Origin of the sequence: uncultured Ferrovibrio sp., assembly GCF_937960835.1 — a bacterium.
GTDB lineage: Bacteria > Pseudomonadota > Alphaproteobacteria > Ferrovibrionales > Ferrovibrionaceae > Ferrovibrio.
This window is the reverse complement of sequence record NZ_CALGPC010000018.1, coordinates 126,446-150,531: the sequence shown is the minus strand read 5'-3', so window position 1 is coordinate 150,531 and position 24,086 is coordinate 126,446. Positions and strand designations below refer to the sequence as shown.

Below are 24,086 nucleotides of genomic sequence, written 5' to 3'. Positions count from 1 at the left end.
GGCATTGATATGGCTGGAACAGGTGCAATGTCGAGTCAGCCCTTGCCCCCGGCCACCATGGCAAGAACAGCACGCGCAGCTCTTGCGCTCGGCCCGATTGCCTCGGCGCTGCCTAGCTGCACCGCCACCGCACGGCAGGCATCGATCTGAGCCTGGCGGGCGGCCGGCTCGGTCAGTAATCGCAGCAACGCCGGTGTGATCAGTTCTGGCCGACAACGCTCCTGCAGAAATTCCGGCATGACTTCCCGCTGCTGCAGGATGTTCACAAGTCCTGCATAGGGTGTGCGGATCAAACGCCGGACGATCGCCGCGGTAATCGGATTGACCTTGTAAGCCAGCACGGTTGGCGTTTCAGCCAAGCCGAGTTCCAAAGTCGCCGTTCCGGAGGCTGCCAAAGCAGCCTCCGCCGCGATCATCGCTGCATACCTTTCGGCAGGCGCCTCGATCACCGTGGCCGGCATGGGCAAATTTGGTGCAGCTGCCTTTACCACCGGAGCCACCGTTTCCACGGTCGGCACCAGAAGATGAAGGTTCAGGTCATGAGCTTTCAATTGCCGCAGCACATCGGTGAACACCGGTAGCAGGCGATTAACCTCACCTTTCCGGCTGCCAGGCAGGAGAGCAAGCAGGCGCGCATCCGGTGCAATGCCATGGCGCTCGCGAAAATTCCGTTCGGCTGCCGCCTCGGCTTGGCGAGCCCGCGCCAGGGTCTCCACAGCGGGGTGACCGACAAAAGTGGTTTTGAGGCCGACAGCCTCGAAATATGGCGGCTCAAACGGCAGCAGGACCATGAGATGGTCATAGAGCCTCGTCAGTCTCTCCGCCCGCTTCGGGCGCCACGCCCAGACCGTTGGCGCGACATAGTGCACCAGCGGGAAACGATGCTCTGAAACGCGCTGATCAAAGAGGCGCTGCGCGACGCGGCGCGTGAAGCCGGGGCTATCGATGGTGACGACAACATCCGGCGGGTTGTCCTGTATAAACCGCGCCGTCTGGTCGATACGCCGCAGCAACAGACGCGCGCGCGGCAGAATCTCGACCAACCCCATGACCGACAGGTCTGCAATGGGAAACAGGCTTTGCAGACCCTCCGCAATCATCTGGGCACCGCCCACGCCTTGGAAGACAACATTCCCGCTGGTCTGCTCCCGCAGCGCCCGCATGAGGCCTGCGCCAAGGACATCACCGGATGGTTCACCCGCGATCAAGGCAATGCGTAACGGCCGGGCCTCACTCATCGCGGAAGCCCACCAGGAATAGACCTAGGCGATCCGCTGCAGCGGCGGTTTCCCGCGCATCGACGATCAACGCGGCACCAGCTTCCACCGCAATGCCCTTCAATCCCGCAGCCGCGGCATTCTCAACAGTCGTCACACCGATGGTTGGCAGATCGACCCGGCGTTCCTGCTGCGGCTTCACGCACTTCACCAAGACGCCGCCACGCGCGGCCGGCAGCGATGCCATCCGGTCCAGCAACGCATCGGTGCCTGCATCATCCTCCAGACCCACTACCTGTCCATTGCTGGCAACTGCGGCCTGGCCGCGATCAGCGCGCCCCAAGGCACGGGCAGCGGCGATGCCTACGGCTATGTCAGTCCTTTGGAAGGCATCGGGCGCCAGTGCGCCGTATTGCTTGTCCTTCGCAAGGATTTCGGCGGTGATCTCGTCAGCGCCGACAACGCCAAAGCCCTCCTGTTCGAACACGGCGACAACGACCCTCAGAATGGCATCATCGCCAACCATCGCCGCTTTGATGAAGCTAGGCAGTAGCATTGCGCCCCGCCAGTCCGGCTTCAACATCGAGAAATCCGGCTTGGCTACCCGTCCGCACAAGCAGACATCTTGCACCCCGGCTTCCCGCAAGGTTTTCAGTAGACGGCCAACCTGGGGCAGATCCAGCCACGCATGGTCCGTCCCCGCGACAGTGGCCGGATCGCAAAAGCCGTTCAGCGCTGCAATGAAAAGAGGACGTCCCTCGGCATGGCAGACATCACGGACCAGCGCCGGAATGCGTCCGCCGCCAGCAATCAAGCCAAGTTTACGAGGATGTGCCATCCGCCTGCGGCTGACAGATGCCGCGCTTTGAGGCATTGCGGATGAAGGTGATCACCTCTTGCACCAGAGCGACTTGCGCAAATTTCCGTGCAACTTCGTCCAGTCGCTGAACGAAGGTTCCGCCGCCGCTGAAGAGCTGATCATAGGCGGCGCGCAGGCTGGTGATGTCTTCGCGCTCGAACCCGCGCCGCTTCAAGCCGACAAGGTTCAGGCCGGTCAGATGCGCCCGGTTCCCGATTACCATACCGTAGGGAATGACATCCTGCTCCACGCCGGACATTCCGCCGATCATGGCATGCGGACCGATGCGGCAGAACTGGTGCACCGCCGCCAGACCGCCAACAAAGGCGAAATCTCCGACTTCGATATGCCCCGCAAGCGTGGCGTTGTTCGCCATGATCACGTTGTTGCCGAGCAGGCAGTCATGGGCGACATGTGCACCAGCCATGAACAGGCAATTATCACCGACCCGCGTCAGCATGCCGCCGCCTTCGGTTCCGGGATTCATGGTGACTCCTTCCCGGATGGTATTGTTCTTGCCAATCACCAGGCGTGACGGCTCGCCCTTGAATTTCAGATCCTGGGGCTGATGGCCGATGGAGGCGAACGGAAAAATCCGGGTGCCCTCTCCCACCGTCGTAATGCCGGCAACCACGGCATGGCTCAGCAGCTCGACGCCATCGCCCAATTCAACCTGCGGACCGACATGACAATACGGGCCGATGCGGACGCCGGCGCCGATTTTCGCGCCATCTTCGACAACAGCGGTGGGATGGATCTGCGACATCGATTACTTCTTATCGAGGATCATGGCGGAGAATACCGCCTCGGCTGCGAGCTTGCCGTCAACCATGGCTTTGCCCTCGAATTTCCAAACCGCGCCGCGCTGCTTCAGCGCCGAGACGTGGATATGCATCTGATCGCCGGGCGTAACCGGCTTGCGGAAGCGCGCCTCGTCGATGGTCATGAAGTAGACGAGCTTGCCTTCCGACTCCTTACCCAGCGTATAAACCACCAGCACCGCCGCCGTCTGGGCCATGCTTTCCACGATCATCACGCCGGGCATGACAGGCTGGGTCGGGAAATGGCCGGTGAACTGCGGTTCGTTCATCGTCACATTCTTGATGCCGACGGCGCTTTTGCCGGCATGCATCTCCACAACCCGATCAATGAGAAGCATCGGGTAACGGTGCGGAATCATCTCCATGATACGGAGAATGTCGACGGAACCTGCGCTGGCTCCAGCCTGGGTATCATTCATTTTGCGCACCCTTCTTTTGCGTCAGCCGCCTAAGGGTGGCGACCTGACGGAAATATTCCTTCACTCTCGTTGCCGGAATGCCGAAGTAGCTTTCCCCAGCAGGGATATCGGTCATCACGCCCGACTTTGCTCCCACTCTCGCCCCCATCCCCAATTTCAGATGGCCCGCGACGCCACTCTGCGCCGCCAGAACCACGAAATCGCCAAGCTGGGTCGATCCGGCGATGCCGGCCTGAGCGACAACAATGCACCCTCGACCGAGGGTCACGTTGTGCCCGATTTGCACCAAATTATCAATCCAACACCCCGGTCCGATGACCGTGTCCGGGCCGGCGCCACGGTCCACCGTCGTGTTGGCGCCGATCTCGCAATCGTCGCCGATCACAACGCGGCCAAGTTGCGGAACCTTCACGTGTCCGGTGGGGTCCGGGGCGAAACCAAAACCATCCTGTCCGATGCGCACCCCGGGATGGAGCGTCACCCGGCTACCGATAATGCAGTGGGTGAGTGTGACAGAAGGACCAATCCGGCAATCAGCGCCGATGACGACGTTGCGCCCAACTACCGTGCCCGAGCCAATGGAACTGCCTGGTCCGATCTCGGCACCGGCCTCGATGACGGCCAGAGGACTGATCGAGATCCCCTCTCCCAGCTTAGCTCCATCCTGGATCACGGCTGATGGGTGAATGCCGGCCGGCGGCTTCGGCGCCGGATAAAACAGCTGCGCCGCGCGGGCGTAGCTTAGATACGGCTTGGGTGACAGCAGCAAAGCCACATCCGGCGGTGCCAAGCTGCGATGCTTTTCATGCAGGATGCAGGCACCGGCCTTGGTGGCAGCAAAGGCATCGGCGTATTTCGGATTGTCCAGAAACGCCAGTTGCTCCCCATTGGCTTGATCCAGGGGAGCAACATCTATGATCTGCTTCGAGGCTTGAGTGGGATCGACCAGCTCGGCACCTATGCGGCTAGCCAATTCGCCCAGACTGAAGGGCCCGGCCCGCTCAAAGAACCGCGGATCCGCCATTGCCCTATTTCCCTGAAGGCAGGGCCACCTTGACCGTCGGCAGGCGCTGATCGAGGCGCTTCAGAACTTCCGGGGTGATGTCGATGCTGTCGCCGACAAAAAGCTGGACCTGTGCGCGGTCGAGAACAAAGTTGAAGCCGCGTTCCGTCGCAAGGCCCTTCAGGATTTCGATGACCTGCAGGGTGACCTGCTCACGAACGCCGTTCAACATCTTCTCCAGCGACTGAGAGCGTTCCTGAATACGCTTCTGCAGGTCGATTACCTTGGTCTGGAAAGCCTGCCGTCGCTGTTCGAAAACTTCCGGCGTGACCACCGAGCGCTGACGGGCGATCTCCTGCTCCTCTGCGCGCAGCTTTTCTTCTTCCTTGGCGATCTCCGACTGGAAGCTGGCGCGGTATTGCTCCAGCTGCTGCCGCGCATTTTTCAACGCCGCCGCCTCACGATTGATCCGCTGTGAATCGATTACCGCGATCACCGCCGGCGGAACCTTGGTTTGCGCGCTGGCGATAGCGGGCAACATCAGCCCGGCGAATGCCGCCAAGATCAGCGCAACTCTCTTCATCCGAAACATTCGTTTTACTTCCTGTTAGAAACGTGAACCGAAGTTGATCCGCACCAGTTCGTCTTCGTCGTAATCTTCCTTGACGACAGGAACGCCGAAATCGACGCGGATCAGGCCAAGCGGCGACTTCCACTGTACGCCGGTGCCGATCGACACGCGGGGGCTGGCGGAATCGACCACCTCGGGGCCGGAGTCGCTGGTATCCCAAAGTGCGCCAATCTCGGTGAACAAGCGGCCCTTAATGCCGAACTCGTTTGGCAAGCCGATCGGGAAGCTCACATCCGCTTCAGCCTTGTAGTACTTCTCGCCGCCCAGCGCGTCGCCAGTCGTGATATCGCGCGGTCCAATACCGCCGGTTTCGAAACCACGGAAGGTATCGCCGCCGATGAAGTATCGGTTCGGGAGCCGCACATCGTCGCCGAGCGCGTTGATTATACCGGCTTCGGCACCAAGCGACAGAACAACGTCCTCCGACAACGAATAGTATTTATATCCGGTCAGAACGTTCTTCAGATAGCGCTCGGTGCCGCCAAGACCAGCCACTTCCTGGGACAAGCGCAGAACGTAACCCGTCGTCGGTTCTATACGATCGTCGCGGCGATCGTAGGTCAGGCTGTGACCGATGGCCGAGGTCAGATAGGTGCCTTCCTGGGCCTTGATGAAACGAGAAGCTGAAAACTGAATGTCGTCAATCTTATCCTGCCGGATGCGGTAGTAAACCTGCTGCGACAGATGCTCGGTGATCGGATAGGCGAAGCGCGGGGACGCCTGGGTCGTCGTCTGATCCAGGCTGCTGCGGCGCTCGTAGTCAGTACGACGCCGTGACACGTCGATGCCGGCCGCCAGTTCGCGATCGAGGAAATACGGCTCGGTGAAGCCCATATCCACCTGCTGACGCCGCGTCGACAGGCTGAAGCCGATCTTCAAATCTTGGCCACGGCCCAGCAGATTGCGCTCGCGGATCGAGATATCGCCCAGCACGCTTTCCGTCGTTGAGTATCCGACGCCTACAGACAATTCGCCAGTGGACCTCTCGGTAACCTCAGTCGTCAGGACAACCTTGTCGGGAGCGCTCCCCCGGTTCTCGGTGATCTCGACCTTGTCAAAGAAGTTCAGACCGCGCAGTCGGGTACGGGTACGCCGCAGCTTGGCGGCATTGAATGCATCGCCTTCCGCCAGACGAAATTCGCGCCGGATCACCTTATCGAGCGTGCGCACGTTGCCGATGATGTCGATCCGCTCGACGAAGACGCGCGGGCTTTCACCGATGGTATAGGTGATATCGATGATCCGCTTCTCGCGATCCTTCTTCACCTCCGGTCGCACGTCGACAAAGGCATAGCCCAGCCGACCTAGCTCGGTCGTAATGTCCTGAATGGTGCTCTCAACCTGGTCCGCGTTGTAGAACTCGCCGGTTTTCGTGGTGACGAAGGGCAGCAGCTGAGCGCCTTCAACGCCCTTGATCTGGCTGACCACATCCATCGCTCCGAAGCGGTAGCGATCACCCTCTTCCACCGTGAAGGTGATGATGAAGCTCTCGCGGCTCGGCAGCAGCTCCGCGACCGCATTGATGACACGAAAATCCGCAAAGCCCTTGCTCAGATAGAATTTGCGCAGCTTCTCGCGGTCAAAAGTCACGCGATCCGGGTCATAGCTGTCATCGGAACTCAGGAAGCGATACCAGGCCGTTTCCTTGGTCTGGATCTCTTCACGCAGGCGGGAATCGCTGAACCTTTGATTGCCGATGAAGCGGATGCGGCTGACACCGGTCACCGGGCCTTCGGTGATCTCGAATACCAGATCCACACGGTTCTGCGGCAGCTGGATCACCTTCGGCTCGACCGTCGCAGCAAAGCGGCCGGAGCGGCGATAGATCTGCTGGATCCGCTGGGTATCAGCCTGCACCTTGGCGCGGGTGTATACCTGCCGCGGCTTGAGCTGCAGCTCATTGCGGATCTGGTCTGCCTGAATGCGGCGATTGCCTTCCAGGAGGATACGATTGACGACCGGGTTTTCGGTTACGCGCACGATCAGCGTACCGCCCTGCAGGCGCAGATTGACGTCGGAGAACAATCCCGTCGCAAACAGCGCCTTCAACGACTTGTCGGCTTCCACGCCGCTATAGTTGGAGCCCGGCTGCAGCGTCAGATAATTCTGAATGGTTGAGATTTCGATGCGCTGATTGCCCTCGACGACAATGTCGCGGATCGGCTGGCCTTCTTGAGCCCGCACATACGACACGAACACGGAAAGGATCAGAACGGCAATCAGGGCCGCGTTGCGTACGATACGCAGTTTTCCGCTGCGGAACATCTCCGGCACTACCCCCTTCGCTCCTCTCGGCCGCACCTCACTTAGCCCGTTTTACGAGAAAAGCCCAGTGAGGAAATTGAAAATCGGCAGGCGATTCAAGTCGTTCCAGGTTGCGAAGAGAAACAGCGAAAGAACCAACGCAAAGCCGATCCGAAAACCGTATTCCTGCGCACGCTCGCCCAGGGGCCGGCCGCGCAGCGCCTCGATGCCATAGAACAGCAGATGTCCCCCATCCAGCATCGGGACAGGAAAAAGGTTGATCAGGCCAATCGCCACCGACAGGGTCGCCATCAGCGATATCAGGCCAAGCCAGCTAGCCCGGGCTACATCCCCAGACATCTTGGCAATGCCAAGCGGGCCGCTCAGTTGGTCTCCCGATTCGCGACCTTCGATGATGCGGCCAAGATAGGTGAAAGTATTGGCCACCACGTTCCAGGTTTCGCGAACCGCCTGGACCACGGCCGTCGCAGGATCGTGCCGGACGAACTCGACGCCGGCAGTGCGAATGCCGATCTGGCCAACCCGCTGGCTGCCGCCCAGGCCGTCGGGCACGTCAGTGCGACGCGGTACAACCGTGATATCGACCTCCTGCCCGTCGCGCAGCACGCGGAACAGAATAGGCGTTTCAGCCCGCAAGGCTACGAAAGCTCGCAATTCCTCAAACCGCTGAATGGTCGTGCCATCAGCGCTGACGATCCGGTCTCCCGGCTGCAAGCCGGCCTCTTCTGCCGCGCCGCCTTCCACCACGCTGCCGACCACAGGCGGCGTGAAAGGCTGACCAACGAGGCTGAACAGGGCCGCATAGATGAGGATCGCAAAAAGAAAGTTGGCCACGGGCCCCGCAGCCACGATAGCAGACCGCGCCCGCAGGCCCTGATGATGGAAGGATACCTTGCGGTCGGCCTCGCTCATTGCAGACACGGCCACGTTGTCCGCGCTGGAGGCGGCATCGGCATCGCCGAAAAACTTTACGAAGCCGCCGAGCGGAATGGCGCTGATCTTCCAGCGCGTTCCATGGCGATCATTCCAGCCGAACAATTCCGGGCCAAAGCCGATCGAGAAGACTTCGACCCGCACGCCGCAGCGCCGCGCCACCCAGTAATGCCCCAGCTCATGTACGAAAACGATGATGGTCAGGACGATGACGAAGGGGATGATGTATCCGGCAAGATTGACGATGAAATCCATGGCACCTCGACAGCCGGCAGATTATGCCCGGCCACGCCCTCTCGTTTGCATCTGCACCACCCGGTCATCGCCCGCCGGATCGATCAGATGCGCTGCGTACCGCCTTGCGTCGCCGTCCGCCATACGCACCGCGTCAAGGCTGTCCAACGCCCCCGACGGAACGCGGGCCAGCGTCTGTTCGACAATCCGCGTAATGTCCAGAAAACCGATCCGACCGTTCAGGAAGGCATCCACGGCCACTTCATTTGCCGCGTTCAGGATAGTAGGCGCCGCGCCCCCTGTTTGCAAGGCCTGCCGGGCCAAGTTGATTGCCGGAAATCTAGCAGAATCAGGCACTTCGAAGGTCAGCTTGGCGATAGCCGCCAGATCCAGCCGCGCCGCCGGGGTCGGCATTCGGCCCGGCCAGGCCAGGGTAACTGCAATCGGGGTCCGCATATCCGGTGTGCCGAGCTGAGCCAGCACCGACCCGTCGACATAGGACACCAGGCTGTGGATCACCGACTGTGGGTGGATCAGGATCTCGATCCGCTCTTCCGGCACCGGAAAGAGGAAGCTGGCCTCGATCAGCTCAAGCCCCTTGTTCATCAAGGTCGCCGAGTCGACGGAAATCTTGGCTCCCATGCTCCAGACAGGATGCGCGATCGCCTGAGCCGGCGTCACTTCCCGCATCTCCCCTAAGCTGAGGGTGCGGAACGGACCGCCAGACGCGGTCAGGATGACCCGGTCAATCTTCTCCGCGGCATCGAAATCGAAGACCTGGAAGATTGCATTATGTTCGGAATCGACGGGCAGGATGGTTGCGCCATGCAATGCCGCTTCGCGGATGACCAGAGCGCCGGCGCAGACCAGGGTCTCCTTGTTGGCGAGAGCGACAATGGCTCCCCGGCGGACGGCCGCCAAAGTCGGTTCCAGCCCGGCAGCGCCGACAATGGCCGCCATCACCCATTCAGCAGGACGGGCCGCCGCCTCGGTGATCGCCCTGCTCCCACCGGCGGTCTCGATCCCGCTGCCCGCCAGACGCTGGCGCAACTCAGGTAACAGGCTGTCATCGCCGATCACCGCCAGCTTGGCGTTCAGAGCAAGCGCCTGCTCGGCCAGCAGGGCAACGTTACGCTGAGCCGTCAGCGCCTCGACCGGAAAGCGTTCGGGTTCGCGCGCGATCAGATCCACTGTGGAGCGGCCGATCGATCCGGTAGAGCCCAGGATCGTGACCCGCCGCGTGCTGTTGTCGCCCTGTTTCATGGCCATAGCCTATCGCGCCAGTAAAGCAATATCAGCGCAGCAGTTGGTGCCGCGAACAGCAATCCATCCACGCGGTCCAGCACGCCGCCATGTCCGGGGATCAGATTGCTTGCATCCTTCACCTTAAAATGCCGCTTCACCGCGGATTCCGTGAAGTCTCCTGCCTGCGCCACAACCGCCAATACGGCGCCAAGAATCGCCAGAGCCAGGACGGGAAGCCCCGGTTCCATGCTGACCATTATGGCGCTGGCGATGGCGGCACAGATCATCCCACCGATCAGCCCCGCCCATGTCTTATTCGGGCTGATGCTTGGTATCAGCTTCGGTCCGCCGATAGTGCGGCCCGCAAAATAAGCGCCGATATCGGTCGCCCAGACGATGACCATGAGCCAGAAAACCACCTGCAGGCCATGCTCGGGCTGGTTCCTCAGCCAAAGCAAAGCCAAACACGGCAGGCCGATGTAAAGAAACCCGGCAGCATGCCAAAGGAAATGGCGCGACGAGCGCACGCCCAGAACAAGGGCGCCACTGAAAACAATCGTCAACGCCCAATCGAAGCGCCCATCCATGGCGAAATAAAGACTGGCCAGCAAACCAAATCCGCCGGCGAACATCTTGTCATGCGCGTATCGCCCAGGCAGACGCAGCCATTCCCACAGCATCGCCACCGCCGCCACGACGACCAACGCCGCGAATGCCCAACCGCCAAACCACACTGCGGCCACTGCCACCGGCAGCATCACGGCGGCCGAAAGAACGCGGGTCTTCAAGCCACTGCGTTTTGCTTGCTGTTGCTGATCACTCACCGCTGCCGCCATAGCGCCGTTCGCGGCGCTGGAATTCCTCAACCGCGGCAGCGAGATCCTGGGATGAGAAATCTGGCCATAGCTTATCGACGAAGATCAATTCGCTATACGCCGACTGCCAAATGAGGAAGTTCGACAGCCGCTGCTCACCACTGGTGCGAATGATCATATCCGGGTCCGGAATGCCAGCCGTCTGCAGATGATTGGCAAAGCTCGTCGTCGTAATGTCCTGCGGCGACAGCTTTCCGGCTGCCACCTGCTCGGCCAGGCGGCGACATGCCTCCACGATCTCGTCCTGCCCGCCATAGCTCAACGCAATCACCAAGGTGAGCGTGTGGTTGTTTTGCGTCTTGGCCTCGGCCTCGGTGATCAGTTCGACGATATCCGGAGCCAGACGGCTGCGATCGCCGATCATGCGGATGCAGACGTCGTTGCGGGCCAATTCATCGAGTTCACGACGGATGTAGAGCCGCAGCAACTCCATCAGCCCGTTGACTTCACTCTCGGGGCGCTTCCAGTTCTCCGAAGAGAAAGCATAAAGGGTAAGATACTCGATCCCCAACCGGCGGCAGGTGCGCACCACTTCGCGGACCGCGTCGACCCCCTGGCGATGTCCCAGATTGCGCGGCAGGCCGCGCGCCTTGGCCCATCGCCCGTTGCCATCCATGATGATGGCAACGTGACGCGGCGGAGCCGGCGCGAGCACTGGCGATGCAATCGGCTGCGACATTAGATTTGAAGGATCTCCTTGGTCTTCTGCGCCAGCATCTCGTCGATCTTCTTGGTCGCTTCGTCGGTCAGGCGCTGGATTTCCTCTTGCCACATCTTGGCGTCGTCTTCGCCAAGCTCGCCGTCCTTCTCCAACTTCTTGAGGCTGTCCATGCCGTCGCGACGCACGCCACGCACGGCCACCTTGGCCTGCTCGGCATATTGCCCGGCAACCTTGGTAAGCTCCTTGCGCCGCTGCTCGTTCAGCTCAGGTATCGGGATACGGATCAACTGACCATCCGCCTGCGGATTGAGTCCCAGGCCACTGGCGGCAATTGCCTTCTCGACTGCCTTCACATTGGACTTGTCCCAGACCTGAACACTGATCATGCGCGGCTCCGGCACGCTCACGGTGCCGACCTGATTGATCGGCATCATGCTGCCATAAACCTCGACGCGGACTGGATCGAGCATGCTGGCCGTGGCACGGCCCGTCCTCAGGCCGGCATATTCGTGCTTCAGCACCTCGACGGCCTTGTTCATCCGCCGCTCAATGTCGTCAATATCCGGTTCGGCCACTTTGCCCTCTCCCGTACTCAGTATTTCCGCAAATATGTCAATATATTGGCTGTAGCAGGCCGCTTACGAGCCTTCGATAACCGTGCAGCGGCCATTACCGGCCAGCACTTTGGCGAAGCCCCCTGGTTCGTGCAAGGAGAACACCAAAATGGGAATCTTGTTTTCGCGGGCCAGGCTGATCGCCGAGGCATCCATCACCTTCAGGTCCTGCTGCAGCACGTCCATGTAGGTCAGGCGCTCATACCGGGTGGCCTGCGGGTTGGTCTTCGGATCGGCGCTGTAAACGCCGTCAACCTGGGTTCCTTTCAGCAGGGCGTCGCAGCCCATTTCCGCCGCCCGGAGGGCTGCCGCCGTATCCGTGGTGAAGAAGGGATTACCTGTGCCAGCGGCGAATATCACCACCCGGCCCTTTTCCAGATGTCGGATGGCCCGGCGCCGGATATAGGGCTCGCAGACGGTATCCATGCGGATCGCGGACATGACCCGGGTGGCGACCCCGTGGGACTCCAGAGCATGCTGGACGGCCAGGGCGTTAATCACCGTGGCCAGCATGCCCATGTAGTCCGCCGAGGCCCGCTGCATGCCGCGGGTCGCGCCGGCTACGCCCCTGAAGATATTGCCGCCGCCAATGACCAGGCAGACCTGCGCCCCCAGGGCATGGACCGCCTTCACCTCAGCGGTGATTCGATCAACCGTTTGAAAGTCGATGCCATAGGGGATGGGCCCCATCAGGGCCTCGCCAGAGCATTTCAGCAGGACACGGTTGTATTTTATGGCCATTAATTTCCTCGGCGACGGTCTATGGCGCCGAGCAGCGGGCCATCGGCGCGGGCGAATCTTATGGCGGACGTTATAGCATGCGCCCCCGCCGAGCCCCAGCCATGCGGGTGCCGCATGTAAGCACCGGATGTAAAAAGGGGGGCCGGAGCCCCCCTCTTCCTCTTATTTAGCCGGCCATCTTGGCGACTTCGGCGGCGAAATCGTCCGCCTTCTTCTCGATACCCTCGCCCAGCTGGTAACGGACGAAACCGGTCACCTCGATGGGGGCGCCGGCATCCTTGGCCGCCTTCTCCACCGCCTTGGCAACCTGGGTCTCGCCATCGATCACGAAGGTCTGCTCCAGCAGGACGACTTCCTGGTAGAACTTGCGGATACGGCCTTCGACCATCTTGGCGACGATGTCAGCCGGCTTGCCCGAACCCGCAGCCTGCTCGGTCAGCACCGCGCGCTCGCGTTCGACGGCGGCCTGATCGAGATCCTGGATGGTGGTCGCCTGCGGGTTAGCGGCCGCGATATGCATCGCCAGCTGCTTGCCGAACTGCTCCAGCACCTCGCGCTTGCCGGTCGACTTCAGACCGACCAGAACACCCAGCTTGCCGAGGCCATCGGCCAGGGCGCTGTGCACATAGGCCACGACAACACCGCCGTCGACAGTCATCTTCTTGGCGCGGCGCAGCGTCATGTTCTCGCCGATGGTGGCGATCGCCTGCGTGATCTCTTCCTTCACGGTGCGGCCGGTACCCGGGAAAGCCGCCGCCTCCAGCGTGGCGATGTCATCGCCAGCCGAGAGGGCGACCTGCGCGATACTACCCGCCAGCGCCTGGAACTGCGGGTTGCGGGCGACGAAGTCGGTCTCGGCATTCACCTCAACGACAGCGCCGGCGTTATCCTTGATCGCCACGGCGATCAGACCTTCGGCAGCCACACGGCCCGCCTTTTTGGCGGCCGCAGACAAGCCCTTCTTGCGCAGCCAATCGATCGCGGCATCGAGATCGCCATTGGTCTCAGCCAGCGCCTTTTTGCAATCCATCATGCCCGCGCCGGTCTTCTCGCGCAGGTCCTTCACCAGGGCCGCAGTGATCTCAGCCATGTCTGTCCTCATTTGTCTGCAATGGTTGACCGGTCATCGACCGGTCACAGAAACGGCTGTGGCGCCCCGCCGGAAAGCGACTGGGGCGCCACGACCAGTTCATCAGGCTTACGCCTGGGCCGCGGCTTCGCCTTCGGCGGCAGCCTCGGGCAGCGCTTCAACCGGCATCTCTTCCGAAGCGCCAATGTCGCCACCGCTGGCTGCGATCTGCTCCTCGAGGCCGCCGAGGACGGCAAGCGAGAACAGGTCGCAGTAGAGGTTGATGGCGCGCAGCGCGTCGTCGTTGCCCGGCACCGGATAGGTGATGCCCTGCGGGTCCGAGTTCGAGTCGAGGATAGCGACAACCGGAATGTTCAGGTTGCGGGCCTCGGCAATGGCAATGTCTTCCTTGACCGTGTCGATCACGATCATGATGTCCGGCAAGCCGCCCATGTCCTTGATGCCGCCCAGGGCGCGGTCGAGCTTCTCGCGCTCGCGCGTCAGGTTCAGCACTTCCTTCTTGGTCAGGCCGGCAGTGTTCTGCTCGGACGAGAGCAGCTCTTCCAGCTCCTTCAGGCGCTTGATCGACTGGGAGATGGTCTTCCAGTTGGTCAGCATGCCGCCGAGCCAGCGATGGTTCACGTAGAACTGGCCGCACTTATTGGCCGCCTCGGCAATCGCCTCGGAAGCCTGGCGCTTGGTGCCAACGAACAGCACACGGCCGCCGGCAGCGACAGTGTCGCGCACCGCCTGCAGGGCACGATGCAGCATCGGGACCGTCTGCTGCAGATCGATAATATGGATGTTGTTGCGCTCCCCAAAGAGGAACGGCTTCATCTTCGGGTTCCAGCGGTGAGTCTGGTGACCGAAATGGACGCCAGCTTCGATCAGCTGACGCATAGTAAAGGTCGGCAGGGTCATCTCTCGATCCTTCTCCGGTTGGGCCGCCGCAGGCACGTCCACCTTCCAAGGAAGGGTCGGACACCGGAACGCCGCCATGGGATGTCTCCCCATGGTTGCGCAAGCCTGCGTGTGGGTTTGAACGCGGGGCTTGTAGCCGGTTCGGGCTGCGATAGCAAGCCCCCTTCTCCCGACCTCCCTTCGATGTCCCCGGAGCTCGATACTCGGTATACGGGCACTGGCGCCCGGACCCGGGTCGTGTTCATATGCAAACATGTCGGACGGGGCCATCACACAGCAAGATCTGGATAAGCTCTTGGTTAATCAGGAGCGTTTCGCCCGCGGCATGCGCGGGGGCAGCCGGCTCAATCTGCAATTCCGGGATGCCTCGGGCCTGGATTTCAGCAATCGAGATCTACGAGAGGCCGCCCTGGTCGGGGGCCGGTTCCGGCGCAGCAACTTCAAGTTTGCCAAGCTGTCGGGGGCCAATTTCTACGGCGCCGACCTGGAAGCTGCCGATTTCACCTCGGCCGACCTTTCCCGGGCCGATCTGAGAGGAGCGATTTTGCGAGGTGCGATCCTAGAATTCGCCGATCTCTCGGGTGCCGATCTGCGCGACGGCAAACTGCTGAAGCCGGATGAAGACGGCAACCTGATCTCGATTGCCGTGGGCGGCGCAGTCACCGAGAAGGCGCAGATGACCCATTCCAAGCTGGTCGGCGCCAAGCTGGGCCGCATCATGAGCCAGCAGGCCGATCTCAGCCATGCCAATATGGCCAATGCCAAACTCGTCGACGCCGATCTGTCGAATTCAGACCTGCGCGGTGCCATCTTCGTGGGGGCCGACCTGACCAACACCAATATGAGCGGCTGCACCCTTTCCGGAGCCGTGCTGGCTGGGGCTTTGATGAACGGCACGCGTTTCGATGGAGCCGACCTCGCCGGCGCCTTCTTTCGGCAAAGCGAAATACGCGATGCGCGCATCAATGGCGCGCTATTGCCGAAGACGATCAACGATCTCGACAAACCGTTGCAGATCATCCTGCGCGAGCACCTGACCTGGGCGGAATCGCTTGGTACCAAAGGCCGGCGCGCGGATTTCAGCCGGCTTGATATGTCAGGGGTGAAATTGCCGCTGATCGATTTGTCGGCGGCGCTTTTTGTACAATCCACGCTTGTCGAAGCCGACTTTGGCGGCACCTCATTGACGATGGCCGATTTCAGCGATGCCATGCTGCTCAACGCCAATTTCTCCGGCGCCGATCTGCGGGGTGTGAAATTCGCCGGCGCCAATCTGATTGGGACCAATTTCCGGGGCGCCAAGGTCACCCCGATGCCGATCTCCTCCATGCATGGCAAGCGCTGGCATGCCAATTTCGAGAATGCCAATCTCAGCCAGTCGAACCTGACCGCCTGTCAGATGGAAGGCGCCAACTTCACGAGAGCGATTCTGATGCACGCCGATTTACGCGACGCAAACCTGCGCGGCGCCTGTTTCAGGGGAGCTGATCTCACGGGAGCGGATCTGCGGGATGCCGACGTCACAGGTGCCGATTTCACCCAAGCCACTGGCGTGAACTTGTCCTGACCACGTCAATTCATGCTAATCTGCCGGCTGCGGCCACGCGACAATCAATCACAATGAACAATCCCGTCAAGGTCATAGCCCAGTACGAAATCGACGCCTTATTCGAGGAGCACGCCAATTACGTGCGCGGCATACGCGGCGGCAAACGCATGGTGCTGCATTTCCGTGACGCATCCCGGCTGGACTTCAGCGGCAAGGAACTGAGCTCAGCCGATTTCGTGGGCAGCAAAATCAACTATGCGGATTTTAGCCATTCGGTATTGATCGGCTCGTCGTTCTTCGCCGCCGATCTGCAGGGGGCCGATTTCCGCCGCGCGGACCTCACCAAGGCCGATCTGCGGGGTGTCAATCTGCGCAACGCCAATCTGGAATCGGCCAACCTGACCAATGCGGATATCCGTGATGGCGTTCTGCTGCGCCCGGATGAAGATGGCAATCTGATTGCCGTACTCAAGCGCGCGACCTCGATCGACAATGCCAAGATGGCCGGCGCCAACCTCACCTCCGCCAAGCTTGGCAAAGTGGTCGGCCGCAATACCGACCTCAGCAACTGCAACTTCTCCAATGCCAAGCTGAATGGTGCAGATCTATCCGGCTCCAACCTGTCCGGCTGCCTTTTCACCGGCGCCGACCTGACCGGATCGAACCTGTCGCATTGCGTTCTACACGGATCCGTGCTGGCCGGTGCAGTCCTGAACGAAACCAATTTCGATGGCGCCGACCTGACCGCAGCCTATTTCAGGCCGATGGATCTGCGCGATACCGATCTGACCAAGGCCATCCTGCCGCGCAGTCTGGATAACCTGGATCGCTCGCTGCAATTCATCGTGCGCGAACACCTGACCTGGATCGACACGCTTGGCAAGCAAGGCATGCGAGTGGACTTCAGCCGTTACGATCTGTCCGATCTCAAGCTGAACAACATCAATTTCTCGGCAGGCGATTTCTCGTATGCCATCCTGCGAAACACAGATTTTTCAGGTTCGCGCTTCGTGCTGGCCGATTTGCGCGGCGCAATGATGCTCAATGCGAACTTTGCTACCTGCAACCTGCAAGGTGCGAAATTCGACCGCGCCATCATGACCAATGCAGATTTCCGTGGCGCCAAACTGTCCACCGTCAGCATCAGCGGCGCCAAACACCGCCGTCAGGCCGCGAGCCTGCAGGAGTGCAACCTCACGCAAGTGAAATTCCAGGGTGCCGATCTGGAAGGGGCGATCTTCAACCGCTCGATCCTGACGCTCGCCGATCTGCGCAGCGCCAATCTACGCGGCTGCTCTTTCCTCGATGCCGATCTGACCAACGCAGACTTGCGCGGCGCCGACCTGGAAGGCGCCGATCTGCGTGGCGCCATCGGATATCAGCCTTAGGCGACTTCCCGATCTCCGGCGGTTCTAGCCCTAGCCCGCAAGCGACTTCGACGCGATCTCGTAGACATCGCGCGAAAGTTTCGGCGCCGCGAGGATTCGCTCCAGCGCCTGCTTCATCTTCGCTTGCCGCCCCGCGTCAAACCGCTTCCAGCGGCCGAACGGTGCCAATAGCCGCGCTGCCACCTGAGGATTGATCGGATCGAGTTCGAGGATGCGTTCGGCATGGAAATCGTACCCCGAGCCATCGACAGCATGATAATGCAGAGCGTTCGACGTGAAGCTGCCAATCAAGGCGCGGACCTTATTCGGCTTCTGCAGTGAAAATGCCGGATGCTTCAGCAATTCCCGAACGCGCGACAAGGTGCCAGGCAGAACCGAGATAGCCTGCAGGGCAAGCCATTTGTCCAGAACGAGCGGATCGTCCTGGAAACGCTTGTAGAAATCATCCAGCGCCTCTTCACGCTCGCGCCCCTCGATGTCGATCAGCAGACGCAAAGCCGCCATGCGGTCTGTCATATTGTCCGCCTGGCGGTACTGATCGAATATACGGTCCAGCATCGCCTGTTCGTCCTGCGCCAGCACTGAAAGATAAGACAGAGCAGCATTCTTCAGCGCCCGCCGGCCGGCCGAGACGGCATCGGGGCTATAAGAACCGATATTCTGGTTCCCCTCATAGACTCGCAGGAGATCACGCTTAAGCGTTTCCGCAATGCGGCGCCGCAGGGCTTCACGCGCGACATGAATCCCTTCGACATCGACGACAGCCATGCGCTCGGCGATGTAATCCTCGCTGGGCAGCGCAATGGCCTCGGCGGCAAAGGCCTTCTCAAGCGAAGTGTCGCGAAGGATATGGCCGATGGCCTCCACAAAGAGCGGATCGAAGACAATATCCTCGCCCCGCTGACGCGCCTCGACATAATGAAGCAGCAGCTCCGTGGCATATTGCTGCCCAGCTTCCCAGCGTGCAAAAGGATCGGAATCGTGCGCCATCAAAAATGTGCGCTCCGCCCCGCTCTGCGCAGCTTTGACAATCACGGGGGCCGAAAAGCCACGGTTGAGAGACAATGCCCGCGGCTCCGGGACATTAACGAACCGAAAAACCTGCTTGGCGGATTTGACTGGCAATACCCGCGTGGTCTCTGCGACCTCAACCGCCTCGCCTTCCAGACGCAATGGGATTCCCTGCCCCTGCTGATCCAGCAGTCCGACTGCAAAGGGAATATGCATCGGCTGCTTCTCAGGCTGGCCGGGCGTAGGCGGGCATCGCTGCGTCACCGTCAACTCGTAAACGCCCTTCTCGGCGTCATAGCGTCCTTCGACGCCGATCTCCGGCGTTCCCGCCTGGCTATACCAAAGCTTGAACTGCTCAAGATCAGCGCCATTCGCATCGGCCATGGCAGCGACAAACTGGTCGCAGGTCGCCGCCTCTCCATCATGGCGCTCAACATAGAGCTTCATGCCTTTGTTGAAGCCGTCCTTCCCCAGGATCGTCTGCAGCATGCCGATCACCTCGGCACCCTTCTCGTAGACGGTCGCGGTGTAGAAATTATCGATGGCGATGTAAGACTCCGGACGTACCGGATGTGCCAGCGGCCCGGCATCCTCGGGGAACTGGCGGGTGCGCAGCATGCGCACATCCTGGATGCGCTTGACCGGACGCGAGCGCATGTCGGACGAGAATTCCTGGTCCCGGAAAACAGTCAGCCCTTCCTTGAGACTGAGCTGGAACCAGTCGCGGCAGGTGATTCTGTTGCCGGTCCAGTTATGGAAATACTCATGCGCCACTACAGCCTCTATCCCCGCATAGTCGCTATCGGTGGCAGTTTGTGGATCAGCCAGGATGAACTTGTCGTTGAAGACGTTCAGGCTCTTGTTCTCCATCGCACCCATATTGAAGTCGCTAACGGCCACGATGTTGAACAGGTCAAGGTCGTATTCCAGGCCGAAACGCTCCTCGTCCCAGCGCATGGCGCGTTTCAGAGAATCCATCGCATAGCCCGTGCGCCCTTCCTTGCCGTGCTCGACGAAGATGCACAGCTTCACCTCGCGGCCGGAGCGCGTCGTAAAGCGATCCTCATTGCAGGCGAGATCGCCTGCGACCAGCGCAAACAGATAACAGGGCTTGGGGAAAGGATCGTGCCAGACGGCAAAGTGCCGGCCATCCGGCAGGCTGCCCTCCTCGACCAGATTGCCGTTTGACAGCAGCACCGGGTATTTGCTGCGGTCGGCTCGGATCGTGGTCCGGTAGACCGCCATCACGTCCGGACGATCGAGGAAATAGGTGATGCGACGGAAACCTTCCGCCTCGCATTGCGTGCAGAAGACGTTGTTTGAAATGTAGAGACCGGACAGCTGCGTATTCGCCGCAGGATTGAGCAGCGTCTCAATTTCCAGGGTGAAGTTCGCCGGCGGCGCCGAGATGACCAGACCGCTGTCGGAAAGGCTGTACTCATCCTTCTTCAGCGGCCGCCCATCGATGCCGATGCCGACAAGCTTCAGATCCTCGCCATCCAATGTCAGAGGCTTCTGGCCTAATGCATCGTCGTAATTGGCGCGGATGGCCAGACGGGATTTGACCCGCGTGGCATCCGGCTGAAGGTCGAATTCCAGATCGACCGTTTCGATCTGGTAATCGGGTACACGATAATCTTTCAGACGGATTGACTGCGGATGCTCACGGGTATCCATTAAATGTCATAGACCTCGATGACTCCGGGCAGCACCCGAATCTGATGCCGCACCGTGGGATTGATGGCATAGGTTGCCGGCAGACGGATATCGGCTTCCAGTCCACCAGGTAGGCCGGGCTCGTCCAACTTCAATCCCAGCATCACCTGGCCGCGGCCCTTGCCGGCCTTGTCCAGCAATACGCGGATCTGCTCGAAGGAACGGTCATTCTCGACCAGAATCTTGATGCCAGCAGCCGCCCGTGCCGCCACATCATCCAGCTTCTCAGCTTTCTGCGCGCTCAGCCGCGGCTGTTCGCCATCGGCACGGGCCGACAATGTCCAGACGACATTCATGCCGGCCTCAAGCATGTCGCGGTACTGCGCAAGGACTTCCGAGAACAGCATCACCTCGTACATGCCTGAGGCATCGGAGCATTGCACGAAGGCGAAGCGATTACCGGTCTTCTGCGAGGTGCGTTCCTGCTTAGCGATAATGGTACCGGCGATCTTGACGATCTGCTCGCCGGAATGGAGCTGCTTCACCACGTCGCTGTAGCGTTTCACGCCCACACGGTTGAGCGTCGCCTGATAAGCGTCGAGCGGATGGGCGGAAAGATAGAAACCGATGGCCTCGAATTCCTTGGCCAGTTGCTCCATCGGCGTCCAGATTTCGCCCTCAGGCAATTTAGGCAGCCGTTCTTCCGTCTTGCCGCCGCCGAAGAGTGAAACCTGATTGGAGCCGCGCTCTTCTGCCTTGGATTGCGAATAGCGGATCAAGGTCTCCAGGCTGGCAATCACCTTGGCGCGGTTCTTCTCCAGGCTGTCGAAGGCACCCGCCTTGGCGATATTCTCCAGCATGCGCTTGTTCAGCGCGGAAGGATCGACCCGGCCGGCAAAGTCAAACAAGGATTTGAAGGGACCGCCTTTATCGCGCTCCGCCACGATCTGCGCCATCGGCGCGGCGCCGACGTTGCGCACCGCCGCCAAGGCGTAACGGATTGCGCCCTTGCCGTTCGCATCGTATTCGACGGAGAATTCCACCTCGGACTTGTTCACGTCCGGCGGCAACAGGCTGATGCCCTGACGCGCGCATTCCTGACGGAAGACGTTGAGCTTGTCGGTATTCGAAATATCGAGTGTCATCGATGCCGCGATGAACTCGACTGGATAGTTCGCCTTCAGATATGCCGTATGCCAGGCGACCAGCGCATAGGCCGCGGCATGGCTCTTGTTGAAGCCGTAGCCCGCGAACTTTTCGACCAATTCGAAGATGAAGGCGGCACGCTCGGGATCGACGCCCTTCTCCTTGGCGCCGTTGACGAAACGCTCCTTCTGCGCGTCCATCTCTGCCTTGATCTTCTTGCCCATGGCGCGGCGCAGAAGGTCGGCTTCGCCCAGCGAATAACCGGCCAGGATCTTGGCGATCTCCATCACCTGTTCCTGGTAGATGATGACGCCGTAGGTCTCCTCCAGCACCGGCTTCAGCCATTCATGCAGATAGTCCGGCTGCTCCTTGCCATGCTTGCGGGCGATGTAGCTCGGGATATTCTCCATCGGACCCGGGCGATAGAGCGCCACCAGGGCGATCAGGTCTTCGAAGGCGTCCGGCTTCATGTTGCGCAGCATGTCGCGCATGCCGCTACCTTCGAACTGGAACACGCCGACCGCATCGCCACGGCCCAGCAGATCGAAGGTTGCCTGATCCGATAGCGGGATGCTGGACAGATCGATCTGTACGCCGCGCTTGCGGATCAGCGCTATTGCCTTTTCCAGAACGTCCAGCGTCTTCAGGCCAAGAAAGTCGAACTTCACCAGTCCGGCCGCTTCGGCATATTTCATCGAGAATTGCGTCGCCGGCATCGAGGCATGCGGGTCGCGATAAAGCGGCACCAACTCGACCAGCGGACGGTCGCCGATCACTACGCCGGCGGCGTGGGTCGAGGCGTTGCGGTACAGGCCTTCCAGCTTCAGCGCGATATCCATCATGCGCGCGACGGCCTCGTCGCGGTCGCGCTCTTCGCGCAGGCGCACTTCTTCCTTGATCGCCTGGGCAAGCGTGATCGGATTGGCAGGGTTGTTCGGCACCAGCTTGCAGATGCGATCCACCTGGCCGAGCGGCAGTTGCAGCACGCGGCCGACGTCGCGCAAAGCGGCGCGGGCCTGCAGCTTACCGAAAGTGATGATCTGGGCGACGTTGGCCGCGCCGTATTTCTGCTGCACGTAGTCGATCACCTTTTCACGCCGCTCCTGGCAGAAGTCGACGTCGAAGTCGGGCATCGAGACACGTTCCGGATTGAGGAAACGCTCGAACAGCAGGCCAAAGCGCAGGGGGTCAAGATCGGTGATCGTCAGTGCCCAGGCGACCAGTGAGCCGGCGCCCGAACCGCGTCCCGGCCCGACCGCCACGCCGTTGCGCTTGGCCCACTGGATGAAGTCGGCCACGATGAGGAAGTAGCCGGGAAACTTCATCTTGATGATGGTTTCGCATTCGAAGTCGAGACGGTCCCAGTAGGGCTTGGCCGCCTCGCCGCTCACGCCGATCTGCTGTAGCCGGCGCTCCAGCCCTTCCCGCGCCATGCGGCGCAGGGTATCGGCCTCAGACTCGCCGGTGCCATCGCCGAAATTGGGCAGGATCGGCTTGCGCTCCTCGGCCTTCACGGCACAGCGCCTGGCGATGGTGATGGTGTTGTCGATCGCTTCGGGCAGATCGGCGAACAGCACCCGCATCTCCTCGGCCGATTTGAAGCGGTGCTCCGGCGTTACGCGCCGACGGTTCTGCTCGCCCACATAGGTCCCTTCAGCGATACAAAGCAGCGCATCATGCGCCTCGTACATATCCTCGTCGGGAAAATAGCAGTCGTTGGTGGCGACCAGCGGCAGGTCGAGCGCATAGGCCAGATCCAGCAGGCCCGGCTCGGTCTTGGCCTCCAGCGCCCAGCCATGGCGCTGCAGTTCCACATAGATCCGCCCCGGAAAGACAGACGCCAGCCGCTGCAGCTGCTCGCGTGCGGCATCCGCTTGGCCCTCACTGATCAGTCGGGCAATCGGCCCCTGCGGTCCGCCGGTCAGGCAGATCAGCCCTTCATTGAAGGCCTCCAGGTCGGCCCACTGCACCTGGGCCGTCTCACCCTGGGGGGGCTCCAGGAAGGCCTTGGTTGAGAGCTTCATCAGGTTGGCATAGCCCGCCTCGTTCTGGGCCAGCAGGACGATCTTGTCGGGCTCAGGCTTGCGCAGGTTCTTGGACAGACCGTTCTGCTGGTCGGCCCGGGCAAGATTGAGCTGGCAGCCAATGATCGGCTGAATGCCCTTGCCGGCCATCTCCTTGGAGAATTCCAGGGCGCCGAACAGGTTGTTGGTGTCGGTGATCGCCACCGCGGGCATGCGGTGCTTGAGACACAGTTCGGCCAGCTTGCCGACCCGGATCGCGCCCTCGGTTAGGGAATAGGCCGTGTGGACGCGAAGATGGACGAAATCGGCGTGGCTCATGGCAACAGAGGCTGGGCTGGATTTTCGATTCCCGTTCGCCGTCTACGATACGCGACCTAGGGGCTGTAAGCCAGAACGGAAGGATTCCGAATCCCACATGCCGTGTGGCTGAATTATGTTGATTCCCAATATCTTGTGGATAAGTCTTGAAATTCATCCAGGCTTTCCGGAACGCCTGCGGACGAATCCCAAATGCAGGCGAACGAAGCAGAAATCCTGTCTAGGGATTGGGCCGCTCACCAGCCGAGAACGACCCCGCCCCTTCCATCCCTGTGTTCCCTGCATAAGAAAGAACACGACTCCAATCCTGATCAACTGTCGTCATCAGTAAAAATTTTTCATCAGGATATTTCACCTTATTTTTTATAAATTAATCATTATATAATAAATACTTATTGTATGATTTTAATGTGCTAATTTAGAAATGGTGTTGTTTTATTGATATTGTGGCGTCCGGGACAAGAAGATCAAAGCCAATATTCGAAT

At 60.6% G+C, this 24,086-nt stretch carries 19 protein-coding genes; 2 read left to right on the top strand and 17 right to left on the bottom strand.

Annotation, left to right across the window (positions count from 1 at the left end):
* Positions 1–35 precede the first annotated feature (35 nt).
* The 15 genes from lpxB to rpsB all read right to left on the bottom strand — a co-directional run bounded on the left by lpxB (position 36) and on the right by rpsB (position 14,508).
* Positions 36–1,238: a lipid-A-disaccharide synthase gene (gene lpxB / locus Q0603_RS18165; protein WP_298728360.1), complete on the bottom strand. Its 1,203-nt coding sequence runs from the start codon at positions 1,236–1,238 to the stop codon at positions 36–38.
* Positions 1,231–2,055, bottom strand: a complete 825-nt coding sequence (gene lpxI, locus Q0603_RS18160; protein WP_298728357.1) for a UDP-2,3-diacylglucosamine diphosphatase LpxI — start codon at positions 2,053–2,055, stop codon at positions 1,231–1,233. The genes lpxB and lpxI overlap by 8 nt, the downstream gene beginning before the upstream one ends.
* Positions 2,039–2,842, bottom strand: a complete 804-nt coding sequence (lpxA, locus tag Q0603_RS18155) for an acyl-ACP--UDP-N-acetylglucosamine O-acyltransferase (RefSeq protein ID WP_298728355.1) — start codon at positions 2,840–2,842, stop codon at positions 2,039–2,041. Before lpxA ends, lpxI begins: the two co-directional genes overlap by 17 nt.
* 3 nt (positions 2,843–2,845) lie before the next feature.
* Positions 2,846–3,316, bottom strand: coding sequence for a 3-hydroxyacyl-ACP dehydratase FabZ (fabZ, locus tag Q0603_RS18150; RefSeq protein ID WP_298728353.1), 471 nt, complete (start codon positions 3,314–3,316; stop codon positions 2,846–2,848).
* On the bottom strand, positions 3,309–4,340 hold the full coding sequence (gene lpxD / locus Q0603_RS18145) for a UDP-3-O-(3-hydroxymyristoyl)glucosamine N-acyltransferase (protein ID WP_298728351.1): 1,032 nt from the start codon (positions 4,338–4,340) through the stop codon (positions 3,309–3,311). Before lpxD ends, fabZ begins: the two co-directional genes overlap by 8 nt.
* A gap of 4 nt (positions 4,341–4,344) precedes the next feature.
* Positions 4,345–4,911: an OmpH family outer membrane protein gene (locus Q0603_RS18140; protein ID WP_298728349.1), complete on the bottom strand. Its 567-nt coding sequence runs from the start codon at positions 4,909–4,911 to the stop codon at positions 4,345–4,347.
* 15 nt (positions 4,912–4,926) lie between these two features.
* Complete coding sequence (gene bamA / locus Q0603_RS18135) at positions 4,927–7,215, bottom strand: outer membrane protein assembly factor BamA (protein WP_298728377.1); 2,289 nt, start codon at positions 7,213–7,215, stop codon at positions 4,927–4,929.
* A 51-nt stretch (positions 7,216–7,266) separates the two neighbouring features.
* Positions 7,267–8,403, bottom strand: coding sequence for an RIP metalloprotease RseP (gene rseP / locus Q0603_RS18130; RefSeq protein ID WP_298728347.1), 1,137 nt, complete (start codon positions 8,401–8,403; stop codon positions 7,267–7,269).
* Positions 8,404–8,424: 21 nt separating this feature from the next.
* Positions 8,425–9,651 (bottom strand): 1-deoxy-D-xylulose-5-phosphate reductoisomerase, encoded by a 1,227-nt coding sequence (locus Q0603_RS18125; protein WP_298728343.1) that lies wholly within the window; start codon positions 9,649–9,651, stop codon positions 8,425–8,427.
* On the bottom strand, positions 9,642–10,463 hold the full coding sequence (locus tag Q0603_RS18120) for a phosphatidate cytidylyltransferase (protein ID WP_298728341.1): 822 nt from the start codon (positions 10,461–10,463) through the stop codon (positions 9,642–9,644). The genes Q0603_RS18125 and Q0603_RS18120 overlap by 10 nt, the downstream gene beginning before the upstream one ends.
* Entirely contained in the window at positions 10,444–11,181 is a 738-nt protein-coding gene (locus Q0603_RS18115) for an isoprenyl transferase (RefSeq protein WP_298728339.1), read from the bottom strand. Before Q0603_RS18115 ends, Q0603_RS18120 begins: the two co-directional genes overlap by 20 nt.
* On the bottom strand, positions 11,181–11,702 hold the full coding sequence (frr, locus tag Q0603_RS18110; protein WP_298728376.1) for a ribosome recycling factor: 522 nt from the start codon (positions 11,700–11,702) through the stop codon (positions 11,181–11,183). Before frr ends, Q0603_RS18115 begins: the two co-directional genes overlap by 1 nt.
* A gap of 99 nt (positions 11,703–11,801) precedes the next feature.
* Complete coding sequence (gene pyrH / locus Q0603_RS18105; protein WP_298728337.1) at positions 11,802–12,518, bottom strand: UMP kinase; 717 nt, start codon at positions 12,516–12,518, stop codon at positions 11,802–11,804.
* Positions 12,519–12,684: 166 nt separating this feature from the next.
* Complete coding sequence (gene tsf / locus Q0603_RS18100; protein ID WP_298728335.1) at positions 12,685–13,608, bottom strand: translation elongation factor Ts; 924 nt, start codon at positions 13,606–13,608, stop codon at positions 12,685–12,687.
* A 108-nt stretch (positions 13,609–13,716) separates the two neighbouring features.
* Positions 13,717–14,508, bottom strand: coding sequence for a 30S ribosomal protein S2 (rpsB, locus tag Q0603_RS18095; RefSeq protein WP_298728375.1), 792 nt, complete (start codon positions 14,506–14,508; stop codon positions 13,717–13,719).
* A 295-nt stretch (positions 14,509–14,803) separates the two neighbouring features.
* On the opposite strand from rpsB, the gene Q0603_RS18090 reads away from it, so the two are divergent.
* A complete protein-coding gene (locus Q0603_RS18090; protein WP_298728333.1) occupies positions 14,804–16,075 on the top strand; it encodes a pentapeptide repeat-containing protein in 1,272 nt (423 codons plus the stop codon).
* Between the two features lie 53 nt (positions 16,076–16,128).
* Entirely contained in the window at positions 16,129–17,445 is a 1,317-nt protein-coding gene (locus Q0603_RS18085) for a pentapeptide repeat-containing protein (RefSeq protein ID WP_298728331.1), read from the top strand.
* Between the two features lie 30 nt (positions 17,446–17,475).
* On the opposite strand, the gene pepN is transcribed toward Q0603_RS18085, so the two are convergent.
* Both pepN and dnaE read right to left on the bottom strand, forming a co-directional pair.
* The gene (gene pepN / locus Q0603_RS18080; protein WP_298728329.1) at positions 17,476–20,133 is read right to left on the bottom strand and encodes an aminopeptidase N; all 2,658 of its coding nucleotides are present in this window, start codon (positions 20,131–20,133) and stop codon (positions 17,476–17,478) included.
* Entirely contained in the window at positions 20,133–23,600 is a 3,468-nt protein-coding gene (gene dnaE, locus Q0603_RS18075; protein WP_298728327.1) for a DNA polymerase III subunit alpha, read from the bottom strand. Before dnaE ends, pepN begins: the two co-directional genes overlap by 1 nt.
* Positions 23,601–24,086 lie beyond the last annotated feature (486 nt).

What these genes read in the sequence shown, in the direction of transcription:
- lpxB (WP_298728360.1), bottom strand. Translation starts at nt 1,238, where the DNA reads ATGAGTGAGGCCCGGCCGTTACGCATTGCCTTGATCGCGGGTGAACCA.
- lpxI (WP_298728357.1), bottom strand. Translation starts at nt 2,055, where the DNA reads ATGGCACATCCTCGTAAACTTGGCTTGATTGCTGGCGGCGGACGCATT.
- lpxA (WP_298728355.1), bottom strand. Translation starts at nt 2,842, where the DNA reads ATGTCGCAGATCCATCCCACCGCTGTTGTCGAAGATGGCGCGAAAATC.
- fabZ (WP_298728353.1), bottom strand. Translation starts at nt 3,316, where the DNA reads ATGAATGATACCCAGGCTGGAGCCAGCGCAGGTTCCGTCGACATTCTC.
- lpxD (WP_298728351.1), bottom strand. Translation starts at nt 4,340, where the DNA reads ATGGCGGATCCGCGGTTCTTTGAGCGGGCCGGGCCCTTCAGTCTGGGC.
- Q0603_RS18140 (WP_298728349.1), bottom strand. Translation starts at nt 4,911, where the DNA reads ATGTTTCGGATGAAGAGAGTTGCGCTGATCTTGGCGGCATTCGCCGGG.
- bamA (WP_298728377.1), bottom strand. Translation starts at nt 7,215, where the DNA reads ATGTTCCGCAGCGGAAAACTGCGTATCGTACGCAACGCGGCCCTGATT.
- rseP (WP_298728347.1), bottom strand. Translation starts at nt 8,403, where the DNA reads ATGGATTTCATCGTCAATCTTGCCGGATACATCATCCCCTTCGTCATC.
- Q0603_RS18125 (WP_298728343.1), bottom strand. Translation starts at nt 9,651, where the DNA reads ATGGCCATGAAACAGGGCGACAACAGCACGCGGCGGGTCACGATCCTG.
- Q0603_RS18120 (WP_298728341.1), bottom strand. Translation starts at nt 10,463, where the DNA reads ATGGCGGCAGCGGTGAGTGATCAGCAACAGCAAGCAAAACGCAGTGGC.
- Q0603_RS18115 (WP_298728339.1), bottom strand. Translation starts at nt 11,181, where the DNA reads ATGTCGCAGCCGATTGCATCGCCAGTGCTCGCGCCGGCTCCGCCGCGT.
- frr (WP_298728376.1), bottom strand. Translation starts at nt 11,702, where the DNA reads ATGAACAAGGCCGTCGAGGTGCTGAAGCACGAATATGCCGGCCTGAGG.
- pyrH (WP_298728337.1), bottom strand. Translation starts at nt 12,518, where the DNA reads ATGGCCATAAAATACAACCGTGTCCTGCTGAAATGCTCTGGCGAGGCC.
- tsf (WP_298728335.1), bottom strand. Translation starts at nt 13,608, where the DNA reads ATGGCTGAGATCACTGCGGCCCTGGTGAAGGACCTGCGCGAGAAGACC.
- rpsB (WP_298728375.1), bottom strand. Translation starts at nt 14,508, where the DNA reads ATGACCCTGCCGACCTTTACTATGCGTCAGCTGATCGAAGCTGGCGTC.
- Q0603_RS18085 (WP_298728331.1), top strand. Translation starts at nt 16,129, where the DNA reads ATGAACAATCCCGTCAAGGTCATAGCCCAGTACGAAATCGACGCCTTA.
- pepN (WP_298728329.1), bottom strand. Translation starts at nt 20,133, where the DNA reads ATGGATACCCGTGAGCATCCGCAGTCAATCCGTCTGAAAGATTATCGT.
- dnaE (WP_298728327.1), bottom strand. Translation starts at nt 23,600, where the DNA reads ATGAGCCACGCCGATTTCGTCCATCTTCGCGTCCACACGGCCTATTCC.